21 protein-coding genes and 1 pseudogene are annotated in these 16,177 nt (G+C 56.8%); 11 read left to right on the forward strand and 11 right to left on the reverse strand.

All coding sequences use genetic code 11. The features are described 5' to 3' along the window. Positions 1-67: 67 nt before the first annotated feature. On the reverse strand, positions 68-619 hold the full coding sequence (locus DFO48_RS23445; RefSeq protein ID WP_114864940.1) for a bacterioferritin: 552 nt from the start codon (positions 617-619) through the stop codon (positions 68-70). A gap of 434 nt (positions 620-1,053) precedes the next feature. Here DFO48_RS23445 and DFO48_RS23450 point away from each other — a divergent pair, with 434 nt between their 5' ends. Beyond that, complete coding sequence (locus DFO48_RS23450) at positions 1,054-1,620, forward strand: hypothetical protein (RefSeq protein WP_114864941.1); 567 nt, start codon at positions 1,054-1,056, stop codon at positions 1,618-1,620. A 429-nt stretch (positions 1,621-2,049) separates the two neighbouring features. Here the strand turns inward: DFO48_RS23450 and DFO48_RS23455 are convergent, their stop codons facing one another. After that, positions 2,050-2,199 (reverse strand): transcription initiation factor TFIID subunit D10, encoded by a 150-nt coding sequence (locus DFO48_RS23455; RefSeq protein WP_114864942.1) that lies wholly within the window; start codon positions 2,197-2,199, stop codon positions 2,050-2,052. Positions 2,200-2,569: 370 nt separating this feature from the next. On the opposite strand from DFO48_RS23455, the gene DFO48_RS23460 reads away from it, so the two are divergent. Continuing rightward, the gene (locus DFO48_RS23460) at positions 2,570-2,758 is read left to right on the forward strand and encodes a hypothetical protein (RefSeq protein WP_114864943.1); all 189 of its coding nucleotides are present in this window, start codon (positions 2,570-2,572) and stop codon (positions 2,756-2,758) included. Between the two features lie 101 nt (positions 2,759-2,859). Here DFO48_RS23460 and DFO48_RS25755 read toward each other — a convergent pair whose 3' ends face one another. From DFO48_RS25755 to DFO48_RS23475, 3 genes are read right to left on the reverse strand one after another with little or no spacing between them, the layout of a single operon-like run. After that, positions 2,860-3,189, reverse strand: coding sequence for a four-helix bundle copper-binding protein (locus tag DFO48_RS25755; RefSeq protein ID WP_233506511.1), 330 nt, complete (start codon positions 3,187-3,189; stop codon positions 2,860-2,862). Positions 3,190-3,226: 37 nt separating this feature from the next. Continuing rightward, a complete protein-coding gene (locus tag DFO48_RS23470; protein ID WP_114864945.1) occupies positions 3,227-4,066 on the reverse strand; it encodes an alpha/beta fold hydrolase in 840 nt (279 codons plus the stop codon). A gap of 43 nt (positions 4,067-4,109) precedes the next feature. Beyond that, positions 4,110-4,361, reverse strand: a complete 252-nt coding sequence (locus DFO48_RS23475; RefSeq protein WP_114864946.1) for a hypothetical protein — start codon at positions 4,359-4,361, stop codon at positions 4,110-4,112. A 354-nt stretch (positions 4,362-4,715) separates the two neighbouring features. On the opposite strand from DFO48_RS23475, the gene DFO48_RS23480 reads away from it, so the two are divergent. Then, positions 4,716-5,012: a YqjD family protein gene (locus DFO48_RS23480; protein ID WP_233506509.1), complete on the forward strand. Its 297-nt coding sequence runs from the start codon at positions 4,716-4,718 to the stop codon at positions 5,010-5,012. Between the two features lie 88 nt (positions 5,013-5,100). Next, positions 5,101-5,448: a PRC-barrel domain-containing protein gene (locus tag DFO48_RS23485; RefSeq protein ID WP_114864948.1), complete on the forward strand. Its 348-nt coding sequence runs from the start codon at positions 5,101-5,103 to the stop codon at positions 5,446-5,448. A gap of 905 nt (positions 5,449-6,353) precedes the next feature. Here the strand turns inward: DFO48_RS23485 and DFO48_RS23490 are convergent. Next, positions 6,354-6,672 (reverse strand): annotated as a pseudogene (locus tag DFO48_RS23490) (tyrosine-type recombinase/integrase); the annotation flags it as partial. Positions 6,673-6,938: 266 nt separating this feature from the next. Here DFO48_RS23490 and DFO48_RS23495 point away from each other — a divergent pair. The 6 genes from DFO48_RS23495 to arsH all read left to right on the forward strand — a co-directional run bounded on the left by DFO48_RS23495 (position 6,939) and on the right by arsH (position 10,850). After that, complete coding sequence (locus tag DFO48_RS23495; RefSeq protein WP_114864949.1) at positions 6,939-7,262, forward strand: helix-turn-helix transcriptional regulator; 324 nt, start codon at positions 6,939-6,941, stop codon at positions 7,260-7,262. Positions 7,263-7,275: 13 nt separating this feature from the next. Continuing rightward, positions 7,276-7,761 (forward strand): ArsI/CadI family heavy metal resistance metalloenzyme, encoded by a 486-nt coding sequence (locus DFO48_RS23500; RefSeq protein WP_114864950.1) that lies wholly within the window; start codon positions 7,276-7,278, stop codon positions 7,759-7,761. 6 nt (positions 7,762-7,767) lie between these two features. Then, positions 7,768-8,274 carry an arsenate reductase ArsC gene (locus DFO48_RS23505; protein WP_114864951.1) on the forward strand — a complete coding sequence of 169 codons (507 nt, stop codon included), beginning with the start codon at positions 7,768-7,770 and terminating at the stop codon, positions 8,272-8,274. A 126-nt stretch (positions 8,275-8,400) separates the two neighbouring features. Then, positions 8,401-9,690, forward strand: coding sequence for an arsenic transporter (locus DFO48_RS23510; RefSeq protein ID WP_114864952.1), 1,290 nt, complete (start codon positions 8,401-8,403; stop codon positions 9,688-9,690). Between the two features lie 25 nt (positions 9,691-9,715). Beyond that, the gene (arsC, locus tag DFO48_RS23515) at positions 9,716-10,147 is read left to right on the forward strand and encodes an arsenate reductase (glutaredoxin) (RefSeq protein ID WP_114864953.1); all 432 of its coding nucleotides are present in this window, start codon (positions 9,716-9,718) and stop codon (positions 10,145-10,147) included. Further along, positions 10,134-10,850, forward strand: a complete 717-nt coding sequence (gene arsH / locus DFO48_RS23520; protein ID WP_003057103.1) for an arsenical resistance protein ArsH — start codon at positions 10,134-10,136, stop codon at positions 10,848-10,850. The genes arsC and arsH overlap by 14 nt, the downstream gene beginning before the upstream one ends. Before the next feature lie 169 nt (positions 10,851-11,019). On the opposite strand, the gene DFO48_RS23525 is transcribed toward arsH, so the two are convergent. The 5 genes from DFO48_RS23525 to DFO48_RS23545 form a co-directional block, all read right to left on the reverse strand. After that, entirely contained in the window at positions 11,020-11,331 is a 312-nt protein-coding gene (locus tag DFO48_RS23525; RefSeq protein ID WP_003081406.1) for a hypothetical protein, read from the reverse strand. Between the two features lie 70 nt (positions 11,332-11,401). Next, positions 11,402-12,184, reverse strand: a complete 783-nt coding sequence (locus DFO48_RS23530; protein WP_114864954.1) for a molybdopterin-dependent oxidoreductase — start codon at positions 12,182-12,184, stop codon at positions 11,402-11,404. Then, positions 12,181-12,834, reverse strand: coding sequence for a cytochrome b/b6 domain-containing protein (locus tag DFO48_RS23535; RefSeq protein ID WP_114864955.1), 654 nt, complete (start codon positions 12,832-12,834; stop codon positions 12,181-12,183). Before DFO48_RS23535 ends, DFO48_RS23530 begins: the two co-directional genes overlap by 4 nt. Positions 12,835-13,213: 379 nt before the next feature. Then, positions 13,214-14,377: a GGDEF domain-containing protein gene (locus tag DFO48_RS23540; RefSeq protein WP_114864956.1), complete on the reverse strand. Its 1,164-nt coding sequence runs from the start codon at positions 14,375-14,377 to the stop codon at positions 13,214-13,216. 304 nt (positions 14,378-14,681) lie between these two features. Next, on the reverse strand, positions 14,682-14,957 hold the full coding sequence (locus DFO48_RS23545) for an oxidative damage protection protein (RefSeq protein WP_003053502.1): 276 nt from the start codon (positions 14,955-14,957) through the stop codon (positions 14,682-14,684). Between the two features lie 143 nt (positions 14,958-15,100). Between DFO48_RS23545 and DFO48_RS23550 the strand changes: the two genes are divergently transcribed. After that, positions 15,101-16,132: a sulfate ABC transporter substrate-binding protein gene (locus tag DFO48_RS23550; protein WP_114864957.1), complete on the forward strand. Its 1,032-nt coding sequence runs from the start codon at positions 15,101-15,103 to the stop codon at positions 16,130-16,132. Positions 16,133-16,177: the final 45 nt, after the last annotated feature.

Here is a 16,177-nt window from a genome sequence, read left to right on the forward strand (position 1 = left end):
GCCAACTGCAGATTGACCTTGAGGCCAGGAAAGTCAGCCTAGCATGTTGTGCAATGGCCTCTATCTGCTATCTGTGCATCCAATCGGATAGCTCGTCAGCATGTTCCTGTTCCTGCTCAAGGATCTGCTCAATCAGACGGCGGGTGGTGTGGTCTTTATTTCCGATCAAGGCAATCATCTGCGTGTAGACCTCGATAGCGACACGTTCAGCAACGAGGTTGGCCCGAATCATTGAGTGCAGATCGAGCTGCTCATCGTAGTCCGCGTGACTGCGGTCAACAAGCGAAGCGGGATTGAAGTCAGGCTCGCCACCTAACTGAACAATGCGCGCAGCGATTCGATCTGCATGGGACTGCTCCTCGTTAGCGTGCACGAGAAATTCATCTGCAATAGCTGGTGAGGATAGTCCGGTAGCTGTGAAGTGATGACGCTTGTAGCGGAGAACGCAGACCAGCTCGGTAGCCAGCGAGTCATTCAACAGCCGGATGATGTCCTCGCGCCAGGGGCTTTTTTCTTCAACGACTGCTCCATCATCCAGGCTGCGCTTGGCTCTTTCCAGTGCTTTGGTATCAATCTTCAGTTGCGCGTGAGCGTGTGTCCTTTGTGCAATTTGGGTCATACGTGGGCCTCTAAGTTGTGCGGCAAACAGAAAAAGACTGCCAGCTCCAGCTAGTGGGCGGCCAGCCGCGTAAGTTCAAAGTAGATTGCATCGCCACGCATGTCTGTGAGACAAGTTCGCATATGTCTCGGTGAAGTGCAATTCAATGTTCAAGGCGCTCCTCGTCTTGCTCGACAGAGGTTGGAATCATTCCTTCTTCACAACAAATGACTTCGCGTGCTCGAACCGGCAAGACTTTCGAATGGCCTGCGTAGGTGTAAACCCACCCTCATTTTTAGGTATGCCTGACGCTGCCATTGGCTCACTAGTTCTAGAGTCAAAGTTCGCCCTGCACAACAGAGGAGCACGCCCTGGCATCGCCGCCGTTGCGTGGGATAACGATCTATTGCGTATGTCTGAAGGCATCGTGATAACAACCTGAAAAGGAAAGTGTCATGAAGTTCAACCCTAAGCTGGCTATCGTTTACGCGGTGGCCACGCTAGCCACATCAGCTTTCGCACTGACTCCCGCCGAACACTCGGCAGAAAAGGACCGTATCAGTGCAGAGTACAAGGCAGCCAAAGAGCAATGCAAAACCTTGAAGGGCAATGCCAAAGATGTCTGTGAAGAGCAGGCTAAAGGCGTCGAAAAGGTATCGTCAGCAGAGCTGAAATACAAAGTCGAACCTAACGAAAAGAATCAGTATGCAGTCGCCAAAGCAAAGGCTGATGCTGACTATGGAGTAGCCAAGGAAAAATGCGACGACTTCTCTGGCAACTCGAAAGATGTGTGTCAAAAGGATGCAAAGGCCGCTCATGTGAAGGCGCTTGAGTCCGCGAAAGTCTCTGAGGTTCGCAAAGATCCGTCTGCAAAGCCAGGTGACATCGCAAACGCAAGAAAGGACGCTAGCGAAAAGACCATGGAAGCGGACTACAAGGCTGCCAAGCAGCGCTGCGACCCGCTGTCCGGTGACGCCAAAGATGCTTGTATAGCGGATGCCAAGAGGCGATTCGGTCAATAAGCTAACGCGATGAAAGCGTAAAGGCGGGGCTTCATGCTCCGCCTTTTTCTTGTGAGCTTGTGGGCTCACGCCAATCTCGAAGCAGGAGCTTTTGAAGAGCCTGACCAGCCTTTGCGTAGAAAAAACTTTGCGCGGAGCATGGCCGACTTGCAGGAGCGAAAAAATACCCAACAAAAAGCCCGCAGTAGCGGGCGAACTCCAGGGGGCATATCAAGCAGTCTTGCAGCGTTTGCAGTCAATGCATTTGAATACTTGGCGATGGTTTGGTTTCCTCACCCAGTTGCCGCTTATTGCATTTGCACTGTTGCTGATAGAAGTTTGGACTCTTGATAGGTTGCCCCATCTGCAGCGGCCAGTAAAGACTCCGATACTGCTTGTTCATCCAAGAGCGGCCAGTATCTTGATGTCCACTGGAAGCGTTGTCATGATCTATTTGGCTTGTTGCTGCTTCTTCTGATCTTGCGGCTGCCCTGGCTGTTGCTGCTTTGGGGCTTGCTGCTCATGCTGCTTCTTTTGCTGATCTGCGGTGTTTTGGTCTTGTTGATTCACGTTGTTCCGCTGGTTGTTTTGCTGTTGCATAACTCAAGTCCTTCAGTCGTAGTGAACAACAAGCGGTTGCTTGCTGTGCTTTAAGCATGAACCTTCACAAAAAACCACTTTGTAGGAAGTCGCTGACCAAACCTGTCTTTTGTAACGTTGATCGTCACCAACCAAGGTCTGCCATTTACTTGCGTCTGCAGTGACAGTAAGGTCAGGATGAAATCGAAGGAGACAGGCAATGAAATTCTTGACTGCGACCGGCCCTGATGCCCCTAATCTGCCCCCATTGAATGACCCGAATCAACCTCCAGGCGTGCCACCGAAGCCCAAGCCCATCGATCCACCTCAGGAAGTCCCTCCCGTAGAGCTTCCTCCAGAGCCTGCGCCTCAGCCTTGATGGAGACTACAGATGCCAAGAGGAGACAAATCCAAGTACACGGACAAGCAAAAACGCCAAGCTGCGCATATCGAAGAGAGCTATGAAAAGCGGGGAACGAGCGAAAAAAAAGCCCAAGAGATCGCTTGGGCTACGGTCAACAAAGAGTCTGGCGGTGGGAAGAAATCTGGCTCAGGCAGAGCCAATGCCAAGCCCAAGTAATAGCAACGCCGGCTCAGCACGGTGCTCATCAAACAGAGCGTTGTGGATGGCTTGCAGTCTGTGAGCCTTGAACAATTCTTTTCGTGGTTACTGGCTCTGGATCAATGGATCATGGCTACGCAAGCTGCAGCACACTTTCTGCAAGCAAGCGCGCAAGCGTGGCAGTGCTGATGAGTTTGCCGCTCACATTCATTGGCACACGCCAGACAAATCTCGGCGCAAAGACGACAGATCTGCTTGGCCGTCTCACTATTGCGAGCCATGGACGACGCAGCAAGACGGCAGATCGCTGCGCAGTCAGTATCAAGCATGATGCAGCGAGTCATCAGCTGCACATCACTTTCTTTAAGACATGCCGCGAAGCATGAGTCGCAAGCGACAGCACAAGCGTTGCATTCATCAATGCAGGATAGATAGGGGTTGGTTGAAATCAAGGCGGACTCCTTTCAAGGCATCAAGGACAGAGGCTCAGTGAGCCGCTATGAAATCAATCAGCGCCCGGTTGAACTCTTCAGCATGCGAGAGGTTGCAGCCGTGCGGACCGTTCTTGATGATGTGTATCTCACTGCCTTTCACTGCATCATGAGTTCTCGCCCCGCTGACCTCCAGAGGAACAATGCGGTCACTGTCACCATGAATGATGAGAGTGGGCACATCAATTTTCTTCAGGTCATTCCGAAAGTCGGTGCGCGAGAAAGACGCAATGCAGTCGTGGGTTGCCTTCGGCGAGGCAAATGCCGCAATCGTCTTGGCATATTCCCGCTGTGCTTCGCTGACCAGCAAGGTTCCGTCCGAACTCGAGAAGAATCTATGAGTGAACTCGTCGAGAAAATTCAGACGGTCTTTGAGGACTGCTTCCTCCTTCTTCACAACGTCCTCTTCGGAGACAGCTCCCTGCGGATTAGATTCGCACTTGAGCAGAAACGGTGGGACAGCAGCTGCGAACACTGCGCACCGGATAGAGGCTGTGCCGTAGGCTCCAATGTAGCGAGCGACTTCACCGCCACCCATGGAGAAGCCCACCAAGCAGACGTTCTTCAGTGCGAGTTCGGTGATTAGCGCATTGAGGTCGCTGGCCAGCGAGTCGTAGTCATAGCCATCCCAAGGTTGAGAAGAGCCGCCAAAGCCGCGCCGGTCATAGGCGATGACTCTGAAACCGGCATCCACCAGAGCGGCAACCTGAGGCTCCCAGGTGCGTCCGCTGAGCGGCCAGCCATGAATGAGCACAACGGGCGGACCATCACCAAAGTCTTGATAGTGCAGTTGCACTGGCTTGGATTTGGATTGGGAAAGTTCAATATATGGCATGAGATCTCCTGTGCAGTTGCGGCGATATAAGAACGCTGCGGGGCTAGGTCGTTCTTCGACTACCCAAGGGGCGGCCATCACTGGCTCTGGCATCTGTATCGACCAGACCTTTCTTGAGGTCCTTGTGGGCTTGCTTCATCTCGGGGTGGGCATTGACTCTGGTTGCGTGCAATGACTGATCCCGCTCGTGTGGCAACTGGGACTCGTTGCCAGGTGCTCTCGCATCACTGTGCTTTGCGAGATTCACCTTGGCTTCGTCGGGGCTGGCCACCGTCAAACGGCCTTTTGGCTTCATAAGCGCCTCCTTTCGAAAGCTCAGTCTGGTGTACTGACAACAACTGTCGTGTAGTCCATACGACCAGACATGTTCGGAGCTGTTAATGAAGTGTCGAGATGCTGATGCCCGGCTCCCGATCTCAAGACCGATATGCCTGAAGTCGCTTGCCAGGACAAAACATCGGATACCACCACAGGGCGGGCATATGCTGTGTCGACCTGTTCAGGAAGAGAGCTTTCTATCCTTACTTTTAGCGAGGAAGAGGTCGTTGCCTCAGGTCACATTTCAAGTTGGCAGGCCCGGACTCGGCCTACAGCAAACCCAATTCCATGTGCTTACTCTGAACCTCACATGTTCACGAAAGGAGTTCACATGAGATTTCGAAAAGCAAATGCCGCCGACCTCTCCAACGATCTGAGTCAACTGCTAGATGACTTGAAGGAAGTCCTGACTACCAAAGGTCGTGAGACAGATCCGGCAGCATCACTGCTACTGAACAAAGCAGCATCAACTCTGGAGAAAGTGAGAGCCGCCTCCTCAAATGCGATCTGTGAATCAAAGGCTGCGGCGGAGGCTGCTGACGCCTACATACACGATTCACCTTGGCGCGCGGTTGGCGGGGCATTGGCTGTTGGAGCACTGATTGGATTGGTGCTCAGCCGGCGTTAAGTCTGTCGAAACTCTCATCAGCCACTGATTAAGTCTGTCGAAACTCTCATCAGCCACTGAGCCTCACTGACCCAATTAAGGAGTTCCTATGATCACCACATCCAGCCTAATCTCATCGTCCAGGTTGGACGGTACCAAGGTATACAACCCGTCTGGCGAAAAGCTCGGCTCGATCGAATCCTTGTTGATTGACAAGATATCCGGCCAAGTTCGCTACGCCGTGATGGAGTTTGGCGGTTTCCTCGGTATGGGCACCGATCGCCACCCATTGCCATGGAGCACGTTGAAGTACGACACGAATCAGGAGGGCTATGTTGTTTCTCTAACCAAGGACCAACTGGGTCAAGGACCTAAATATCCAGCGGACTCTGTGCCTGAATACACAGACGAATACGGAAGGCGTGTCCACGACTATTACGGCGTGCCATGGATCTGAGCTGATCCGCGCACTCTAGCGCTCTTGCCGTGAGCGCTTTGCAACAGCCGCCTCCGTCGACGCGGCTCTTTCAAGGAGTTTGCTATGACTGGCAATCAGCATTCCGCGTCCAATGAGCCGGAACATTGCGCTAACGACAAGCCCTCAGAGAACAAGGCATCTGAGCCGACAATCATTGCTGAACAACATAGAAAGGCACCCGCAGGCCCGAAGGACATCCCTGCCGACTCCGCGGCTGCCAGCGCGCCGCCAGCGTCACCTGAACAGCCTGCCAATCCACGGCCATCACAGCAGCCGCAACATCCAGCTGATCCAATGGACCCTTCGGATCCCAATAGCCCAAATCCGATTGAGGGTGGACGAGAAGAACTGTTTCCCACAGAGCCTGCAAGGCGGCAGCCCCCCAATGAGTAACTTTTGACTTTGCTGAGGACGCATTTGTACCTGAGTAGGTTTGCTCAGCAAAAGTGGATCTGGATTAAGCCAGTATCGGTGTTCAGATGACCGCTACTGAATAATTAACAACAGGTCCAGCGCCAATCTGGGCAGCAACAATTGCTGTACAGCGTACACCTGCAGCCAAGGCGCTAACGAATGCAACGGGTCGATAGCACCAGTTCAGCGCAAGCCAAAGCAGTCACTTTACGGTCGTCAGACTTCAGCGACAGCTTTGAGATGCAGAGCAGACCTTCTGAAAAGTCTTGGCGCAATGACTGCTCTGGGCAACAGTGGTCATTGGCATTTCTGAGGTGAACGGCAGCAATCAGCCTAGACCTGCCGTTCACGGCTACCGACCGGACGACAACTTCTGGCCGAAAGTACCAGTTTGGCCCAGCGCCACATTGCGGCCGTTTAGGACGGCCACCCTGACGCAGTTTCCAGGGTGGCCGCCTGCGGCAACGTCTAATCTCCGTCTGTTCAGAGATTTCGAGGGCATCTTCGACTTCGGTGTCCAGGTATCTCACTGTTGACTCCAACTTCGAGTGGCCTGGCAGCAACTGGACAGCGCGCAGGTCCCTGGTGCGGCGGTAGATCAGTGTCGCCTTGGTCCTGCGCATCGAGTGCGTCCCGTACTCCATGCGGTCCAGGCCTGGCTCGTCAACCCAGTGACCGAGAATTCTGGCGTACTGCCGTGTCCCCAGATGTGGCGATTGGTGCAGCCTGCGTGATCTCGAACTGCACTGGGCGCTGAGTCTTGTGCTGCAACACGACAGCGCGCGGTGCCTGGATCCCAGGATGCTCTCCCATCGAGCTGAGGGGTATACAAGATGCGCTGGCTTCGACTCGCCTGAGCGGCCGAGCGATGCTTGGCTGCCACAGCCTGATGACTGTCAGCTATCAGGCGTAGTCATGAATTCAACATCTCGGGCAAGAGCAGTCGCTTGCTGTGGAACTGCCATGAGCAGTCATCGATAGTCTGCGTGCGTAAAAGGTGAGCACTTTCTACACATTTCTATTCACTAATTCAACAATTGATGTATTATTGATTAATGCAAGAAGCAAACGTCATCCGCTCACTTTCCGCTCTGGCGCATGAGGCCCGATTGCGCGTATTTCGCGCTCTTGTTGTAGCCGGACCTGAAGGCCTGACACCCAGTGCACTCGCTGAGCAACTGGGTATCGCACCGAATGCACTGTCCTTTCATCTGAAAGAGCTTTTTCATGCCGATCTGGTAAGCCAGGAGCGGCAGGGGCGCAATGTGCTCTATCGAGCAGCATTCCCTGTCATGAATGAGCTGCTGGCGTATCTCACCGAGAACTGCTGCCAAGGCGGGGTTTGCACCTCTGACACAGCAACTTCATGCCATTGCTAAAGGGAGCTTCATCATGAAACGCTTTCACGTACACCTGCATGTCGACGATCTAAACAAGAACATTGACTTCTATTCCAAGTTGTTCGGGGCTGAGCCCTCTCGTGTGGAAAGTGACTACGCAAAGTGGATGCTGGATGACCCCCGCGTGAACTTCGCCATCTCTACGCGCGGGAACCAAGCGACAGGGCTGGACCATTTGGGCTTGCAGGTCGATGAGGCAACCGAGTTGGCTGAACTTAAGCAACGAGCGCAGGCCGGTGAGATAGCACTCCTTGATGAAGGCAGAACCACTTGCTGCTATGCCCACAGCGATAAGCACTGGATTACCGATCCGCAGGGCGTGGCCTGGGAACACTTTCACACGCTGGACAACATCCCGGTCTTCAATGAGCCAAAGCGAGTCGCGGCACAAAGCGCGGCCTGCTGTACGCCTCATGCCACGCCAGTTCAAGCGCCGTCTTGCTGCACTCCCAATTCTTCATCCAAGTCCTGCTGCTAAGCCATCATGTCTGACAACAAAGCTCCCCTGAACGTCTTGTTCCTGTGCACTCACAACTCGGCGCGCAGTATCCTGGCTGAGGCCTTGCTCAACGATATGGGCCAAGGCCGTTTCAAGGCCTATTCGGCAGGCAGCAGTCCTCGAGAGAATCAGCAACCCAATCCGCTGGGATTGCAAGTGCTGCAAAAGGCCGGTGTCTCGGTAGATGGTTTGCGGAGCAAGAGCTGGGATGAATTTGCCGTGCCTGGCGCGCCGCACATGGATCTGATCATCACCGTCTGCGACAACGCCGCTGGTGAAGTGTGTCCGTTCTGGCCTGGTCATCCCGCCACAGCTCATTGGGGCTACCCGGACCCCTCGGAAGGTGATGCCTCTGATGAAGCCAAGTTGGAAGCCTTCCGCCAGACCATGCACATGATCCGTCGCCGTCTGGAGTTGTTGGTCAATCTTCCCTCGCAAAAGCTGGAGCAGGCCATGCTCCAGTCCACCGCGCGTGAGCTGTCGTCTCACTGAATCGACGCAGCCCTGGCAACTCCCGGGCATAGGCCTTCATGCCAACGTCTGAGGCCTTAAGCCAGGGGAGAACGCCCACGTCTCGCCCAGATGCCACATCCAAGCTTTTTCTAGGACCCATGCGTCATGTTGACGGCCATCCTGATTTTCATCTTCACGCTGACGCTGGTTATCTGGCAGCCGCGCGGCCTTGGTATTGGCTGGAGCGCCTCTATTGGGGCCGGTATCGCGCTGCTGCTGGGAGTCGTGCACTTAGCTGATATTGCGGTGGTCTGGCATATCGTCTGGAATGCGACGGCGACCTTTGTCGCCGTCATCATCATCAGCCTTTTGCTGGATGAAGCCGGTTTCTTCGAGTGGGCTGCATTGCACTTTGCCCGCTGGGGTGGCGGCAGCGGAGTCAAGCTGTTTGCTTTCATCGTGCTGCTAGGTGCCGCCGTTTCGGCCCTGTTTGCCAATGACGGAGCCGCGCTGATTCTCACGCCCATCGTGATGGCCATGTTGGTGGCGCTGGGCTTTTCTCCGGCAGCCACGCTGGCGTTTGTCATGGCTGCCGGTTTTATTGCCGACACTGCAAGCCTGCCGCTGATCGTCTCCAATCTGGTGAATATCGTCTCCGCTGACTTTTTCAAGATCGGCTTCAACGGCTACGCATCGGTGATGGTGCCGGTCAACATCGCCTCGGTCCTGGCCAGCCTCGGTGTGCTGCTGCTGTTTTTCCGCCGCGATATTCCTGCCACCTACGACGTGGCCCAGCTCAAACAGCCGTCGGCTGCGATCAAGGATGTGGCCACCTTCCAGGCTGGCTGGGTCGTGCTGGTCTTGCTTCTGGTCGGCTTCTTCGCGCTGGAGCCTCTGGGCGTCCCTGTCAGTGCTGTGGCCGCTGTGGGGGCCGCTATCTTGCTGGCGGTGGCTGCGCGTGGCCATGTCATCAGCACCAGGAAGGTGCTCCATGGCGCTCCGTGGCAGATCGTGGTGTTCTCGCTGGGAATGTATCTGGTGGTCTACGGGCTGCGCAACGCGGGCCTCACGGATTACATCGCCATGTTGCTGAATCAGTTTGCAGCCGGTGGCGTGTGGACCGCATCGCTGGGCACGGGCATGTTGTCCGCGGTGCTGTCTTCCATCATGAACAACATGCCCACGGTCTTGATCGGAGCACTGTCCATCGATGCATCCACGGCCAGCGGTGCGGTCAAGGAGGCCATGGTCTACGCCAATGTGATCGGCTGTGATCTGGGTCCCAAGATCACGCCGATTGGCAGCTTGGCCACCTTGCTTTGGCTGCATGTGCTGGGCAAGAAAGGCACAACGATTGGCTGGGGCTACTACCTCAGAGTCGGCGCGGTACTGACCTTGCCCGTGCTGCTCATCACCCTTTCCGCCCTGGCCTTGCGGCTCAGCGTGGCGTCATGAATCTTTGCAACGGAAATCTTGCGCCATGAGCGACATCACGATTTACCACAACCCTGCTTGCGGCACCTCCCGCAATGTCCTGGCCCTGATCCGCAACAGCGGGGTGGAGCCAACTGTCATCGAATATCTCAAGACACCGCCTGATCGCGCCACGCTGGTGGGCCTGATCCAGGCCATGGACATGCCAGTGCACGATGTGTTGCGTCAAAAAGGTACGCCCTATGACGAACTTGGTTTGGGCGAGCCCAAATGGACGGACGAGCAATTGATTGATTTCATGCTCCAGCATCCCATCCTGATCAATCGTCCGATAGTGGTCACCCCTGTGGGAACCCGCTTGTGTCGTCCCTCGGAGGCCGTGCTGGACATCCTGCCGCAGCCTCAACAGGCCGCATTCTCCAAAGAAGACGGGGAAGCCGTCATTGACTCGAAAGGAAATCGCATTGGCAAGCTCTGATCTACCGAACCTCGACGAACAAGTCTTTGAGAAGCCCAGCCTGGAAGGCCTGTTGCCGGCACAACGTGCTGCGCACGCGCCGCGCATTCTGCTGCTGTATGGCTCGGTTCGCGACCGCTCCTATAGCCGACTGCTGACCGAAGAGGCGGCGCGACTGCTGCGCAAGATGGGGGCAGAGACCAGGATTTTCGATCCGCGTGGCCTGCCGCAACCCGATGGTGCCCCTGACGATCACCCGAAGGTCAAGGAACTGCGTGAGCTGGCTGTATGGGCCGAGGGCATGGTCTGGACGTCTCCTGAGCGTCATGGTGCGATGAGCAGCATCCTCAAGGCGCAGATTGACTGGATTCCATTGTCCGCTGGTGCCGTGCGACCGACGCAAGGCAAGACATTGGCGGTGATGCAAGTCTCGGGAGGCTCGCAGTCCTTCAATGCGGTCAACCAGATGCGTGTGCTGGGCCGGTGGATGCGCATGATCACCATCCCGAATCAGTCGTCCGTTGCCAAGGCATTTGCCGAATTCGATGAGGCTGGGCGGATGAAGCCTTCTTCATACTACGAGAGAGTGGTGGATGTGATGGAAGAACTGGTCAAGTTCACGCTGCTGACGCGAGACTGTTCGGACTATCTGGTGGATCGCTACAGCGAGCGCCGTGAAAGTGCTGAAGAACTGTCCAAACGGGTCAACCAGCGAAGTATCTAAGTGATGCGGGCAGATGAGCTCTGCATTCCAGAACAAGTTCAGTGACCGCTTCTTCGCTACTTGAGCGGCTGCAATGGGTCGTTAGCAGTCATCGGTGGCTGGCTGCTACCGGCCAGAAGCAGACGCTCGAGTGGCGAGCACAAAGACAGGGCTCGCCACTCGATATTGCTTACTTGCTCATCCCATCCTTAGACATGGAGTCTTTCGACATCCCGTCCTTGTTCATGGCCCCCTTGGACATCTTGTCCTTCCCCATGTGATCCACGGCGGACTTGTCGCTCTTGCTCATAGCGCCTTTGCCCATTCCTTTGTCCATGCCCATGGCATCTTTGTGCTTGGAGTCCTTGCCCATGCCCGGCTTCTCCATCGCCATTTGATCTTTGCCCATGGAATCCTTGCTCATAGCATCGGCTGCAAAAACCGAAGTAGCGCTCAGTGCCAGACACATGGAGAGCGCGGTGGTGGTGAATGCGTGTTTCATGATGGTACTTTCTTAGCTCAGGTGGAATAGACGGCATACGCCGCGGTGGAGATCGGAGAGGGGAGCGTCTTCAGCTGCCGCCGAACCAGTTGTAGCCCTGGTCTTCCCAGTAGCCTCGGTTGTAGGTATTGCTCACGAAGATGGCCTGTATGTGTTTGGGGTTCTTGTAGCCAAGCTTGGTGGGCATGCGCAGCTTCATTGGAAAGCCGTACTTGGGTGGCAGAGGCTGCCCATCCCAGTCGAGCGCGAGCAGGGTCTGGGGATGCAAGGCCGTCGCCATGTCGATGCTGGTGTAGTAGTCGTCGGCACATTGAAAGCCCACATAGCGAGCGCTGAGGTCCGCCCCCACGGCGCGTAGAAAGTCGCCAAAACGTGGCCCACTCCATTTGCCGATGGCGCTCCAGCCCTCCACACAGATGTGGCGCGTAATCTGCGCGTACTGTGGCAAGGCACGCAGCTCATCCAGCTTCCAACGGCGCTTGTTGGCGACAAGGCCCGTGACCTCCAAAAGAAAGTTGGACGCATCGACCTCTGGTACCTTGCTTTCGTTGTAAAACGCATTGAAGGGAAACGGCCGGGTGATCATGGAGTCGGGGTAAGTGGGAGCAAGGCGTGAGGAGTCGAACAACCAACCCTGAACCCGATCGTTGAAATGCGAGATCCGCGTCAACGCTGCTTCGGCAGTGGGGCTGTCGTCGATGCTGCACCCGCTGAGCAACCCCAAGCCGCCCAAGGTAAGTCCGCGAGCTAGAAACTGTCTGCGCGATGCTTGCGGCAATTGCTTGTTGATCAGATTGCGAGCTTCCGCGACGACGGCTTCTGCGTTGTCCCTGTGCCAGATAGATGTGCTCATGATGTACTTTCTTTGTCGGTGCGGCGGAATGTCGCGCGCCCCAGCAGCATGGCCAGCAGTGAGCGAGGAACCAGCACGACCATCAGGAGGTGCACAGCGACAAAGCAGACGATGGCCGACATGCAATAGAAATGAATGCGTCGGGCCATGTCGTAGCCGCCCAGAAGCTCACGCAACAGCGGGAACTGCACCGATTTCCAGATCACGAGACCACTGAGCACCAGAAATATCAGATCCATAACTGCAAAGAGGTAGGCGGCACGTTGCACCTGGTTGTAATGACCCAGGTCCGCATGGGACAAGCGAGCCGTCAGCGCGAGCCAAGCGTCCCGCAATATGCCTCGTGGAGAGACGGGCAGCATGCGGCGACCAAACCTGCCGGTGACCAGGTTCAGCAACAGATAAGCAAGCCCGTTGAGCACAAACAACCACATACCTGCGAAATGCCATTGCAGCGCGCCGCCCAACCAGCCACCCAAGGTGATGCTGTTTGGGAAGGTGAAGTCAAAAATAGGCGATGCGTTATAGATGCGCCAACCGCTCATCACCATGATCAGCACAGCCACGGCATTCAGCCAGTGGGTGATGCGCAACCACAGCGGTTGCACAGAAGCACTGCGTTTGGGCGGTTGATGTGTGAGGGATGACATGGGTGCATTCTTCAGCGCACCTGGTCTCGAAGTCCTCACAGAAATCTCAAATATTTGTGATACTTGAGTAACTGAGGTCGAAGGTCTGAGTTGACCAGCTATGTGGGGAAGGGGTCAGCAGTCGTTCGTCTTGTCAGCAAGGCTAATGAGCATCGCCACGCGTCTGCAATGTGCGTCATAACGCCAATTACCCCCAATACCTCAACGCCCGCAACGGGTCGAATGGCGACAGCTACAACCGCCAGAAGCAGACATACCTAAGGCTCTGGGGTAGCACCCGCTTCGTGCGCAGCCCGATGACGACCATGGGGTCAGGGCACCGCCGAAGGTGAAGTGCATCCGGGCCGCTGCACTGGTTTCAGTCGAGGCGAGGGGTGCATCATTGCGGCCGCCCCAGCGGAAGCGGGGCGAGTTCCATCCGGTTCCGTCCCTTGCGCTTCGATGCGTATAGGGCTTCGTCGGCCCGCTTGAGCCAATGTGACAGCTCGGTCTCGGGCTGGTCGAACAAGGTTGCACCGATGCTCAGGGACACTGGCTCCGGCGTTGCGAACATGGCGCGCGCGTGCTGTGCGAACGACTCGCGCAGGTTCTGTCCCAGCGCCTGCGCGTCGGCGCCGGAGACACAGCGCAGCAGAATCACGAACTCGTCCCCGCCCAGTCGCGCTGCCAGCGCGTCATGGGGTAGCAAGCCGCGGATGAGGTCGCTCAGGGTCACCAGCAGGCGATCGCCGGCATCGTGACCGTGCAGGTCGTTGACTTGCTTGAAGTGGTCAATGTCGATCAGCAGCAGGGCACCGGGGCTGGCCGGCGAGGACTGCCGCAGCAGCTCAGGTGCGCGCAGATAGAGCGCTCGGCGGTTGTCCAGGGCGGTTAGTGGGTCGCGGGCGGCGATCTGCGCGATACGCTCTTCACGGCGATGGCGCTCGGTGCCGGTCATGGACATCGCAAGCAGCATGATCGCCATCACGCCTTCCACCAGGGAAACCAGTATCACAGCGCCTCGGAAACTGGCCAGATTGACGAAAGCGTCCGGTGCCGCGGCCGAGCCGGCCTTGGCCAGGTAGAACAGGCCGTGTGCCAGCAGGACGAAGCGCAACTGCGCCGCACCCACGCTCAGCGCTCGACCATGGGGGCGCAGCAGCAGGCCGGCGCGCAAGGTGATGACGGCAATCATCAGCGACTGGATGCCCAGCATTGCCTTGGACCACCAGGGCCCGTCGGGGAGAAACAGCATTGCCAGCCAGACGACGGCCAGCAGCCACCAGGTGCGCGGCAGCCGGGTGCGCGTGAATCCGGCAACGCCGGCCAGGAACAGCCAGTGGGCGACGATCAGCAAGCCGTTCGGGAACCAGATGCCGAACAGTACATAGCCGCTGGAGCGCAGCAGGGCCAGCACGCTGCCCACGGCGATGATCGTGAACCCCGCGCTCCAGAGCAGCAGCGAGCGTTCGCGAACGCTGCTCCATTCTGCAGCCAGGTACAGCGCCGAGGCGGCGGCCATGGCCGCGGAGAGGACGAGCAGGGTGAAGGGATCGAGAGCCATGGACGATGGATGTGTCAGCGCGGGTGGGGTTCGCGCGAGAGCCGCCCGGCCAGGAGCAATGCGCAGGAGTCGATCAGCTGCTCGGTGGCGACGGTTGGGGCCATGGCATTGAAATGGAGCGGGTCGCAAGCGAGGCGAATTGTCGCAGCATGCGGATTTTCAGGTGTCTCTTGTGGGCTGGGTCGTCTTCGTTGACCGGCCGCATGCGGAGCGGCCGTGCAACCTCGTCGCTACGGCTGCGAATTCACACATGAAAAAGCCCCGGGGCAGGGGCCACGGGGCTTGGTGTCCGAGTCAGAAGAACTTACTCGGCGCTGGGAGGCACATAGCCGGCTGCGGCATCGGCACCGCCGCCAAAGAAATGGTTTTCCATCTGGCGAGCCAGATACTGGCGGGCGCGGGCGTCGGCCAGGTTCAGACGGTTTTCATTGATCAGCATGGTCTGGTGCTTGAGCCAGTCGGCCCAGGCCTGCTTGCTCACGCTTTCATAGATACGCTTGCCCAGTTCGCCCGGGGCAGGAGGGAAATCCAGGCCTTCAGCGTCTTGACCAAGCTTGATGCAGTGAACGGTACGTGCCATGTGTAGGGTCCTCTTGGTTGATTTCAGATGTTTGGGTAATAACAAACTGAAATCTTAGTAGTTTGAGTTTTAAGAATGCGGCTCAAGAATGCATAGCAACGGGGCAGAAGCCCGTTAACCATTCACTCCAAGAACACAGTCCAATGAAAAATCGTCGCAACTTTATCAAGTTTCCTCTGGCTGCCGGTCTGATTGCTGGCTTGACCCTCTCGGCTCTGCCCACATTGCCCGCTTTTGCGCAAACCGGCGTTCAACTGCTCAACGTTTCCTACGACCCCACACGCGAGCTGTATGTGAACTACAACCAGGCGTTCGCCAAGCACTGGAAGGCCACGCAGAACCAGGATGTGACCATCAAGCAGTCGCATGGCGGCTCGGGCAAGCAGGCACGCTCCATCATCGACGGTATCGAAGCCGATGTGGCCACACTGGCCCTGGCCGGCGATATCGACGCCCTGGTCAAGAACGGCAATGTCAAGGCCGACTGGCAAAAGCGCCTGCCGCACAACAGCGCGCCGTATAGCTCCACCATCGTGTTCCTGGTCAAGAAGGGCAATCCCAAGGGCATCAAGGATTGGGGCGATCTGGTCAAGCCCGGCATCCAGGTGATCACGCCCAACCCCAAGACTTCGGGTGGTGCGCGCTGGAACTATCTGGCGGCCTGGGAATTTGCCAAGCGCAAGTACGGCGGCGATGCACAGGCCAAGGATTTCATCACCAAGCTCTACAAGAACGTGCCCGTGCTGGACACCGGCGCGCGCGGCTCCACCGTGACCTTTGTGCAGCGGGGTCTGGGTGATGTGCTGCTGGCCTGGGAGAACGAGGCCTATCTGGCGCTCAAGGAGTTCGGTCCCGAGAAGTTCCAGATCGTCGCGCCTTCGCTGTCCATTCTGGCCGAGCCTTCGGTGGCCGTGGTCGACAAGGTGGTCGATAAAAAGGGTACGCGCACGGTAGCCGAGGCCTATCTGAAGTATCTGTACTCCGAAGAGGCACAGCGCATCGCTGGCAAGAACTTCTACCGTCCGACCGATGCCAAGGTGGCTGCCGAGTTTGCCGGCCAGTTCCCCAAGCTGGAGCTGTTCACCATCGACAAGGCTTTTGGCGGCTGGGCAGCGGCAGACAAGGCCCACTTTGCCGACGGCGGCAGCTTCGACCAGATCTACACCAAGAAATAAGTGAAACGCAGGGCGGGAGCGCGATCAGTGCTCCTGTCTTTGCAA

It is taken from the genome of Comamonas sp. AG1104, assembly GCF_003350425.1.
In the GTDB taxonomy this organism is placed as follows: domain Bacteria; phylum Pseudomonadota; class Gammaproteobacteria; order Burkholderiales; family Burkholderiaceae_C; genus Comamonas; species Comamonas testosteroni.